The organism is Leptodesmis sp., from assembly GCF_052746595.1.
In genome coordinates, this window is the sequence record NZ_JBRAGO010000140.1 from 1 (window position 1) to 9,062 (window position 9,062).

7 protein-coding genes and 1 tRNA gene are annotated in these 9,062 nt (G+C 49.6%); 4 read left to right on the forward strand and 4 right to left on the reverse strand.

What is annotated here, in order from left to right:
• Positions 1–278: 278 nt before the first annotated feature.
• On the reverse strand, positions 279–1,211 hold the full coding sequence (locus ACUVQO_RS21135) for a hypothetical protein (protein ID WP_445927803.1): 933 nt from the start codon (positions 1,209–1,211) through the stop codon (positions 279–281).
• Positions 1,212–1,767: 556 nt separating this feature from the next.
• On the opposite strand from ACUVQO_RS21135, the gene ACUVQO_RS21140 reads away from it, so the two are divergent.
• Both ACUVQO_RS21140 and cofG read left to right on the forward strand, forming a co-directional pair.
• Positions 1,768–2,571: a helix-turn-helix transcriptional regulator gene (locus ACUVQO_RS21140; RefSeq protein ID WP_445927804.1), complete on the forward strand. Its 804-nt coding sequence runs from the start codon at positions 1,768–1,770 to the stop codon at positions 2,569–2,571.
• A gap of 63 nt (positions 2,572–2,634) precedes the next feature.
• A complete protein-coding gene (gene cofG, locus ACUVQO_RS21145; RefSeq protein WP_445927805.1) occupies positions 2,635–3,678 on the forward strand; it encodes a 7,8-didemethyl-8-hydroxy-5-deazariboflavin synthase subunit CofG in 1,044 nt (347 codons plus the stop codon).
• A gap of 28 nt (positions 3,679–3,706) precedes the next feature.
• Here the strand turns inward: cofG and ACUVQO_RS21150 are convergent, their stop codons facing one another.
• Positions 3,707–4,810, reverse strand: coding sequence for an ABC transporter ATP-binding protein (locus ACUVQO_RS21150; protein ID WP_445927806.1), 1,104 nt, complete (start codon positions 4,808–4,810; stop codon positions 3,707–3,709).
• A gap of 169 nt (positions 4,811–4,979) precedes the next feature.
• Between ACUVQO_RS21150 and ACUVQO_RS21155 the strand changes: the two genes are divergently transcribed.
• Positions 4,980–6,701, forward strand: coding sequence for an ABC transporter permease (locus ACUVQO_RS21155; RefSeq protein ID WP_445927807.1), 1,722 nt, complete (start codon positions 4,980–4,982; stop codon positions 6,699–6,701).
• A gap of 360 nt (positions 6,702–7,061) precedes the next feature.
• Here ACUVQO_RS21155 and ACUVQO_RS21160 read toward each other — a convergent pair.
• Positions 7,062–7,135: transfer RNA gene (locus ACUVQO_RS21160), tRNA-Arg, on the reverse strand.
• 437 nt (positions 7,136–7,572) lie between these two features.
• On the opposite strand from ACUVQO_RS21160, the gene ACUVQO_RS21165 reads away from it, so the two are divergent.
• Positions 7,573–8,208 (forward strand): peroxiredoxin, encoded by a 636-nt coding sequence (locus ACUVQO_RS21165; RefSeq protein WP_445927808.1) that lies wholly within the window; start codon positions 7,573–7,575, stop codon positions 8,206–8,208.
• A 63-nt stretch (positions 8,209–8,271) separates the two neighbouring features.
• On the opposite strand, the gene ACUVQO_RS21170 is transcribed toward ACUVQO_RS21165, so the two are convergent.
• Positions 8,272–9,062: DUF4070 domain-containing protein (locus ACUVQO_RS21170; protein ID WP_445927809.1), on the reverse strand; the 791-nt coding region annotated here is incomplete at its 5' end.

The window sequence follows — 9,062 nt, forward strand, 5'->3', positions numbered from 1 at the left end:
CGTTGGAACGCTCTTGGCGTTGTAAGGTTGTGGTCATAGTTCCGTAATAAGTGCTTGATGTAGCTTGGAATAATGTGGGCGGTTTTCACCGCTTGCCAGTAGTTTAAACTTCTTCATTGCTTTTTGTAAAGCGGCAAATTAAGTTTTCTCTCATTTTTCCAGGAGTGATTCAATTACGAGCCAGCAGGCTACTTGAGGAATTTTTATGTGCTAAAAAAAATCCAGTCTGAATCCTTGTATAAAGAAATGTAAAGCGATCTCACTGGTCGATCGCGACCTTAATTTCTGGGTGTGTGGGCCAATTTGAAGCTAGTGAGTGCTTGTTCAATATCCAGAGCCAGGTAGCGATCGAGGGAAAGATAGGCCCAGTAGAAGGGCATTCGGTCTTCACAGGTTTTTTGGAACCCCAGGGCAATTCTTAATTCTTCGTAGAGGGGGTGAATCACTGGCGAATACAGATCGCAAAGGTTGGGAAAGTCAGCCTGCATTTGCGTTAATGTCTGCTGGGTGTCGCGCAGGAATTCACAAATATACCGATGCTGCAGGAATGTTGGGTCGATGATCCAGGCCCGGATATAGATAGATGAACAACTTGGATCGCCGGGATGAGCCATTTTGACCGGATCGACTTCCAGATTCGAGGTGAGATAGAAGCTTTTGCTGGGTGGCCGAGAAAATATCTCCTCTGAGTCATAGGCGGTGGGATAGAGAATAGCCACTCCAACAGGATTCAGATTGTCGCAACGGCGCAACACTCGTAGACCCAGAGGGTACTCCTGTGCCCATTGCCGCAGAATGCGGGCAATGCGTTGAGGGCTGGCAGGGGTATCGTCTGCGGCCATCGCATAGGTTTGCCGAATTAGCCCAGCAACGGGAATTGCATCGGTGCGGGGATTAAAGCTATCCGCCTGGAGAACGATCGGCTCTGGGCGTTTAGCCTCTACCTTTAACTCAGGTAGAGGCCGAATCTTCAGGCAGAGGGTTTGGCCATCAAACCGTTTTTCCAGCAATCCGAGAGCTACTAATTGATCGATCATCATGCCGGCAGCTCGATTGCTCCCGCGATTCTGATCGCCATAAAACAGTTCCGCTGCTTCCCGGTGAGTACAGGAAACCAGACCATCCGTTGGGTGAAGCTGAGTCAACGGTGTGGGTGTTTGTTGGGGCGATCGCAGGCTCTCCTTCAACAATAAATCAGCCCACAACCGCACGAAGCACTCAGCCCGACGACGAGTTAGACCACCCCGCTCTAGTAAAGCTGAGATGTATTCCTGTTGATGTTCAGAAGAAAAAAATGATCCAGATTTTCTGGCTCCAAGGCAAGACTCAAGTCAGAACTTGATTTAAAGGATTTCATTCAAGTGTTTGCAAGGGGATGTAAAAGTGCTGTAGGGAAGGAACGACAGTAATTTATTTAACGGACGTGAAAGAAAAATTGCCGCAAACGGGTGAGTACTTTTCAGGGATTTCAGATGAGAATCCGCAATGTAGAGACTAAAGGTGAAGTTAAAGGATTTCCTGTGCCTCTCACCGCTGGATTGCGGTTGAAGGAAGTGCTTTTGCTGCAAATTAGACATCATTATTAACTACCCGTTCGCTCAAGGGGAAGGTGGGAAAACAAAAACTTCACTCTACTTCACCCTGTTTCATCTTTCTGCAGCTGAAATGATCCTTCTTCATTCCTTTTGTGCCGGTTGCGGAGCGCTCATTGTGCCTTCATGGGAACAAGCTTCACAATAATCTCAGTTTGCTAGGAGATTATTAGTTATGACTGCCCCCGTTTTTGCCCCCTCCTCCGAGTTCTATTCCTCAGTTGGGTCGTTGTCCAGGTATCGAGCCTCCCAGCGGCTGATCGATGGTAAGACTCCCCGGCTTGCGGCCCGTCGTTCTTCCAGCTATCTGTCTGGACAGAAAGCCGCCTCCAGTTTTTCCGCCTGTCCTTCTGCAGTTCCCCTTGATGTGGGAGCAATGTGGAGTAGTGTGCTGGAATTGTTGCCTCAGGGGGTGATGGTTGTGTCCCGCAGTCTGAAACCGATTTACTGGAATTCCAAGGCGAAGGAGGTATGCCAGACCCACATGGGTGTAGACCTGGCTACGGCTAATGTGCCAGATTCGGTTGCTGAGGCTTGTTATCGCTTAATTCGAGATAGTGCTCCAAACCTGGCGTCTCTTTTTATTAGAGACGGACGGTCCGGTAATATCTCCCTACGGATCAGTGCTCGTTGGCTGGTATCCGCCTCAACGCCACAATCCCTATCTACGGTCAATCCACTTTCCCCAGCACAACAGGCAAGCGAAACCCCAACTGGATTTTCTGTTGATCAATCCTTCATTGTGGTATTCCTGGAAAATTGTGATGAGGTGATGGAACAAGAGATGCGGATCCAGCAGAAAAAATATGACCTGACGGAACGTGAAGCAGAAGTTTGGATACTGTTACGTAAGGAATATACGTATCAGGATATTGCCAAAATTCTGCAAATTAGTCTGAATACCGTGAAGACTCATGTTAAGAATATCTATGCCAAATGCAGAAGCTACCAGGGAGAAGAAAAGATTCTGGTGCTTTGAAGGGGCCTGATGAGTTATGAATGATGAATTGGGTTTTGCAGTTCATAATTCATAGTTTTCCTGATGTCTGCTCAAGTTTCTGCGAGTGTGGGTTGTCGAACTGTAACTTACAGTCCGGCCTACACGCTGGTTCCTACCTATGAGTGTTTCAATCGCTGTGCCTATTGCAACTTTCGGCGAGATCCGGGAGAGGATTCCTGGTTAACGGCTCAGGCGGCAGAGGAAGTCCTACGATCGCTGCAAAATCAGGGAGCGGGGATGGGGCATGGGGGATGGGGGATGAGGATCATTGAGATTTTGATCCTGAGCGGTGAGGTGCATCCTCAGAGTACTCGTCGGGCTGCCTGGTTTGAGCATATTTATGCCTTATGTGAATTGGCGCTTTCCCTGGGATTTTTGCCTCATACGAATGTGGGGCCACTCAGCTTTGAGGAAATGCAGCGCTTGCAAGCTGTTAACGTCTCAATGGGATTGATGCTGGAGCAGATGACTCCTACGCTGCTGGACACCGTTCACCGATTTGCTCCCAGCAAAGTGCCAGAACTCCGATTGCAACAATTAATTTGGGCTGGAGAATTACAGATTCCGTTTACTACAGGGCTGCTGGTAGGAATTGGGGAAACAGCCGTCGATCGCCTGGAAACCCTAAACGCGATCGCCCAAATGCATCAACAATGGGGACATATTCAGGAAGTGATTATCCAACCTTACAGTCCCGGACGGGAGGAGGTATGGAATCATAAGGGGTGTAGTCCGGAGGAACTCATAGAGGTGGTAGCGATCGCTCGCCAAGTTCTGCCAGAGGATATTACCTTACAGGTGCCGCCGAATTTGGTTCAGAATTCCATTCATTTGCTGGCTTGCCTGGATGCTGGAGCTAGAGATCTGGGAGGAATTGGCCCCAGAGATGAAGTCAATCCCGACTATCCTCATCCTGTGGATGCAGAATTAGCCAGCATTTTACAAACGGCAGGTTGGCAGTTAGCCCCACGTTTACCAATTTATCCTCAGTACGATCGCTGGTTAGCGGAACCACTGAGAAATCGAGTGATGGAGTGGCGATCGCAGATTCAGCAAGCCTATTTGATGAGTAAAATTTCAGTTTAGATCTATTGACTCTACTTGTCAAGAAAACTTAATCCTGACAAGGGAAGATTTGTAAAGCCGCTGCTGCCACGCTGAGTTTAACGCGGGTTCCCACAGGCAACAAGCGTTGATGTGTGGTGCGAGCATGAAGTTCCCGTCCGGAGGGCGTTAGTAAACAATAGCGATGCTCTCGACCTAAAAATTGGCGATCGCGGATGACCACAGGAGCAGCCTCATCAGGCTCTAGGTGGAGGTCTTCCTGGCGAATCATCAAGTCTGTGCGTGTACCATTTTGGATTTCGGCTTTTGGATTTTGGATTGTAGAGGGGTTCGGAATGGAAAAATAACCGACTTCGGTTTCGAATACTTCGTCTTTGAGAACGGCGGGCAGGAAGTTGGCTTGAGTCACAAATTCAGCCACGAAGCGGGAGGCGGGATGCTGATAAATCATTTCTGGAGTATCTAACTGTTCAATCCACCCGTGGCGCATGACGGCCATCCGATCTGCGATCGATAGAGCTTCTTCCTGATCATGGGTAACGAACACGGCTGATGTGCCAGTGGCTTTCAGGGCCGTCCGAATTTCTTCTCGTAATCTCAACCGCACTTGAGCATCCAGATTACTCAAGGGCTCGTCTAACAAAATCAGGGCCGGACGGGGAGCCAGCGCACGGGCTAGGGCGACTCGCTGTTGTTGCCCACCCGATAGTTGATGAGGGTAGCGGTCTTCTAGTCCCTGCAAGCCGACGAGGGTGATCGCATCAGCAACCAGTTCCCGGAGTGGTTGTGACAAATAGCGCGTATGACCACCTCGACGCGGTTGTGTCAGCCCAAAGGCAACATTTTGGGCGACGGTCAGATGGGGGAACAGGGCATAGTCTTGAAACACCATCCCCACATTCCGATGTTCTGGAGGAACCCACTGGCCTTGACCCGCAACCACCCGACCATTTAACTCAATAAAGCCGCTCTGAGGCTGTTCAAATCCGGCAATCAGGCGCAGTAGAGTGGTTTTACCGCAGCCCGATTCTCCCAGTAAGGCCAGGATCTGTCCGGCTTGCAGGCTGAAGGAAACCTGATTGACGGCGGGAGATAGGTGTTTCGAGAATTGTCTGGTGACGGTGTCCAGACGTAAAATTTCAGACTGCTCCATGAATGTTAATGTCATTATGACGGATCTGTTTATTGAGATTAATCATCAATAATTCTGGCCTCATAGTACAGTAAATATCGGAATTCTTCTCAGTTAGAGACGGGAGAGGGTGGAGGAGTGAAGGGATGAAGGGGTGGGTGGGGTGGTGAGTAGGTGGGTGGATGAGTGAATGGGTGAAGGGACAGGTTACAGGTTGGGATTGGCACGATCGCGGGTGAAGCGAGGGAAATTCATTGGATGGATGGGGTTGGTGCTGGCGATCGCGGGGTTGATTGCGGCTCCGGTGTTGGTGATTTTGGCAGGTTTGTTCGTGAACTCTACGGCGACCTGGAATCATCTGGTCGCGACGGTACTACTAACTTATCTGGTGAACTCCTTGGGGTTAATGGTGGGAGTCGGGATTGGGGTGATTGTGATCGGAGTGAGTACGGCCTGGTTGGTAACGATGTGCCGCTTTCCCGGCCGGCGAGTGTTTGAGTGGGCCTTATTGTTACCCCTGGCGGCTCCAGCTTATTTACTGGCCTACGTCTATACGGAGTTGCTGGCGTATTATGGGCCAGTACAAACTGCTCTCCGACAATGGTTTGGCTGGCAGGATATGCAGGATTATTGGTTTCCCAATGTGCGATCGCTGGCAGGCGCGATTGTCATGTTGACTTTAACCCTGTACCCCTATGTCTATTTGCTGGCTCGAACGGCCTTTCTATCGCAAGCCGTATGTACTCTGGAAGCGAGTCGCAGCCTGGGTTGTAGCCCGTGGCGGAGTTTTTTCACCATTGCGTTACCACTGATTCGGCCTGCCATGACAGCAGGATTGGCGTTGGTTTTAATGGAAACTCTGAATGACTTTGGCACGGTGCAGTTTTTTGGCGTGGATACCTTCACCACAGGCATCTACCGTACCTGGTTTGGGTTAGGAGAACGGCCAGCCGCGATGCAACTCTCTGCTCTGTTGCTGTTATTTGTGCTGAGTCTGATTGGCCTGGAACGGTGGTCACGCGGGCAGGCCCGGTATTATCAAACAGCCAATGCCATTCATCAGCTGCCGGGCTACCAATTGGTTTCCTGGCGAGCGATCGCCGCTTTCCTGTTCTGCTTGCTGCCCGTCACTCTGGGCCTGCTGATTCCAGGAGGGGTGCTGTTGATGATGGCCCTGGAACCTGCTACATCCAACTCAGATCAGGATTTTCCAACGGCTGCCCCGGCAGGCTCTCAACCTCAGTTAGGGAACCTTGCGGTTCACAGTATCACTCTAGCGGTGTTGGCGGCGGCGATCGCAGTTTTCCTCTCGGTGCTGTTAGCTTATGGTTTGCGCGTGCATCCCAGGCGGAGAATGCGGTTGGCGACTCAGGTAGCGGCGATGGGGTATGCTGTCCCCGGATCGGTAATTGCAGTGGGGATTTTGGTATCGTTAGGCGCGTTGGATGGAGCGATCGATGCAGTCGTGCGATCGACCTTGGGCTTTTCTACCGGCTTGCTGTTGAGTGGGACGATCGCTGCCCTGATTTATGCCTATCTCGTCCGCTTTCTCGCCGTAGCTTTTAGCAGTGTAGAATCCAGTCTCACGGGAATTAAGCCCAGTCTAGATGATGCATCTCGCAGCTTAGGCCACAGTTCATTGACAACTTTATGGCGGGTTCATGCTCCGCTATTAAGGGGAGGGGTGTTGACAGCGGCAATGCTGGTGTTTGTGGATGTGATGAAGGAACTCCCCGCCACGTTGATCATCCGTCCGTTTAACTTTGATACGCTGGCGATTCGGGTTTACAACCTGGCCTCTGATGAACGACTCGCTGAAGCGGCCCTACCGGCCTTGTTGATTATTTTGGTGGGATTAATTCCAGTGGTTCTTCTGAGTTGGCAAATTGCCCGATCACGCCATACCCTCTAAGCCTTGACTCTCCTAATCTTACCCAATCCTCATCTGAGAAATAGAACCTCTGTATTAATTTCAATGTATCAGTTGGAAGTGCGAAATGTCGGCTACATCATACCCACCCAGAGACATTTCAAACCGAACTTCTCCTTTAGTAGGTCTCAGAGCCCATGCTGCAGCCTTAAGTTTGGGGGCGATTAACTCTTTCCGAGTCTAGGCTTCATCAGGGGAATGGCTTATTTCTAAGGACTTGCTTATTCTTAGGGCAACTGGAAGCTAGTTTAGTTGTATTCAATTTCCCAAGCAATGTCTCTCAATTGCCCTAAAATTTTTTCACATGGAATCGCATCTCTTGTTTAGGGGCTTTCTTAGTGACGGGACTGGCGCGACTCGAACGCGCGGCCTAGCGCTTAGGAGGCGCTCGCTCTATCCATCTGAGCTACAGCCCCAGGTGAAGAAGGGAGGTTACGAGTCCAATAATAACAGGGGATAGGGAAGGAGAATTTTAAGTTCTGAATTCAGGATTTAATTTATTCCAATTTTCCATAAAGCATCTGGCGGTTAAAACCGCGACTACACTCACCCACTCTGTTGACGCAGACTCAATACAATCAAGATTTTCAGTAACCTGCGTTGGCTGGTTTTCTCGCCATAGCTGCAACTTCAGTTGCTAGGGTAACTTTTTGAGCTAATCTCTGCCGCGATCGCTCCAAGGTATTTTCTACTAAAACAGAGAAGATATTATGATGTTTCCTCGAATTTTATTAGGTGATCATGAATAGATCTAAACTCCGACCGGGTAACCGGGATTCTATGGCATTATTAAGAATGCATTTTTCAGTGCAACTCTTGCAACCTGAAAAGAAGTACAAGGAATTAATCGGTTATGTCTCTTCACCTTGGTGATACCGTTCCAAACTTTACTCAACAGTCTTCCGAAGGCGAAATTAATTTTTATGATTGGGCGGGTGATAGCTGGGTTGTGTTGTTTTCTCACCCGGCTGACTATACTCCAGTTTGCACCACTGAACTGGGTGAAGTAGCAAAGCTCAAACCTGAGTTTGACAAGCGCAATGTGAAAGTGATTGCCCTCAGTGTTGATGATGTAGACTCTCATGCAGGCTGGATTGGTGACATTAACGAAACTCAGAATGTAACAGTCAACTATCCAATCCTGGCAGATGCAGACAAGAAGGTATCGGATCTCTATGACATGATCCATCCCAATGCTAACGCACAAGTGACGGTTCGCACTGTGTTTGTGATCGATCCTCAGAAGAAGCTACGGCTGACGATTACTTATCCCCCCAGCACCGGGCGCAACTTTGAAGAAATCTTGCGGGTGATTGATTCTCTCCAATTAACCGATAATTACAGTGTCGCTACTCCAGTGAACTGGAAGGATGGAGACGATTGTGTGGTGGTTCCTTCTATTCCTACGGCAGAAGCGAAGCAGAAGTTTCCCAAAGGGGTTACAGAGATCAAGCCTTATCTGCGGCTGACTCCTCAACCCAATAAGTAAAGTCCAATTGAATGCAGGATGTAAGCTGGGTGGGCAGTTGCCCACCCAATTTTTGTAGATGAATTAACGAGCCTGAGCGGTCAATTCGGTTGCGATCGCTCCAGAAGCCATTGCATGTTCCTGGTTTTCTATATCCTCTTCCAGTTGCTTTTGCTGCATCGCCTTGAGGTTTTCCAGTTGCTGCTCCAGTTGCCCTCTCACCTCATAGCGGTAGTTGAAGAAGTGTTCGCCAATCCCCAGAATTGCCAGGTATTCCACCAGCAGGCGAGGTTTGAACAGGGCGATCGCCACCAATTGCCACCAGAAGCGGAATCGCACCGATCGCACAATGCCTTGCCGCCATAGCAATTTCATGAATAGCCTCCACTCGGCTCTGGTAATGGGGCGATCGCTCTTACCCCGCCAGCCGTTCATCATCATGAAATGGCGGAAGGTGCGCTTCAGGTAGGGTTCCGGTTCATAAATTTCCCAGAAGGCATCAATGTATTCACGGGTAATTTCCTCTACGGGGCGGGTAGGCACAAAGTTCATGATCGCTCCCTGGTGGAATGTACCCAGTCCATCTTGTAAGCGTCCTTCCTGCTTCAGGCGAGTCCACATAGCGGTATTTTGCAACGCCTGGAGCAAACTAAATTGGCTTTGCGGAATGCCCGTGTCTTGAATAAAGTCCCGAATGCGATGGCCAGCTCCTGGCTTCTCGCCGTCAAAGCCCATAATGAAGCCAGACATAATTTGCAGTCCTGCTTTAGTGATTTTATGGCAGGAATCAATCAGAGATTGGCGCGTATTTTGCAGTTTGTTAACTATTGAGGGGTTCGGGGAGCTATAAGTCCCGCGCTGTATGCGAAGCCTCA

Excerpts from the sequence above, each read along its gene's own strand:
- ACUVQO_RS21155 (WP_445927807.1), top strand. The coding sequence starts at position 4,980 with ATGGGTGAAGGGACAGGTTACAGGTTGGGATTGGCACGATCGCGGGTG.
- ACUVQO_RS21150 (WP_445927806.1), bottom strand. The coding sequence starts at position 4,810 with ATGGAGCAGTCTGAAATTTTACGTCTGGACACCGTCACCAGACAATTC.
- cofG (WP_445927805.1), top strand. The coding sequence starts at position 2,635 with ATGTCTGCTCAAGTTTCTGCGAGTGTGGGTTGTCGAACTGTAACTTAC.
- ACUVQO_RS21165 (WP_445927808.1), top strand. The coding sequence starts at position 7,573 with ATGTCTCTTCACCTTGGTGATACCGTTCCAAACTTTACTCAACAGTCT.
- ACUVQO_RS21140 (WP_445927804.1), top strand. The coding sequence starts at position 1,768 with ATGACTGCCCCCGTTTTTGCCCCCTCCTCCGAGTTCTATTCCTCAGTT.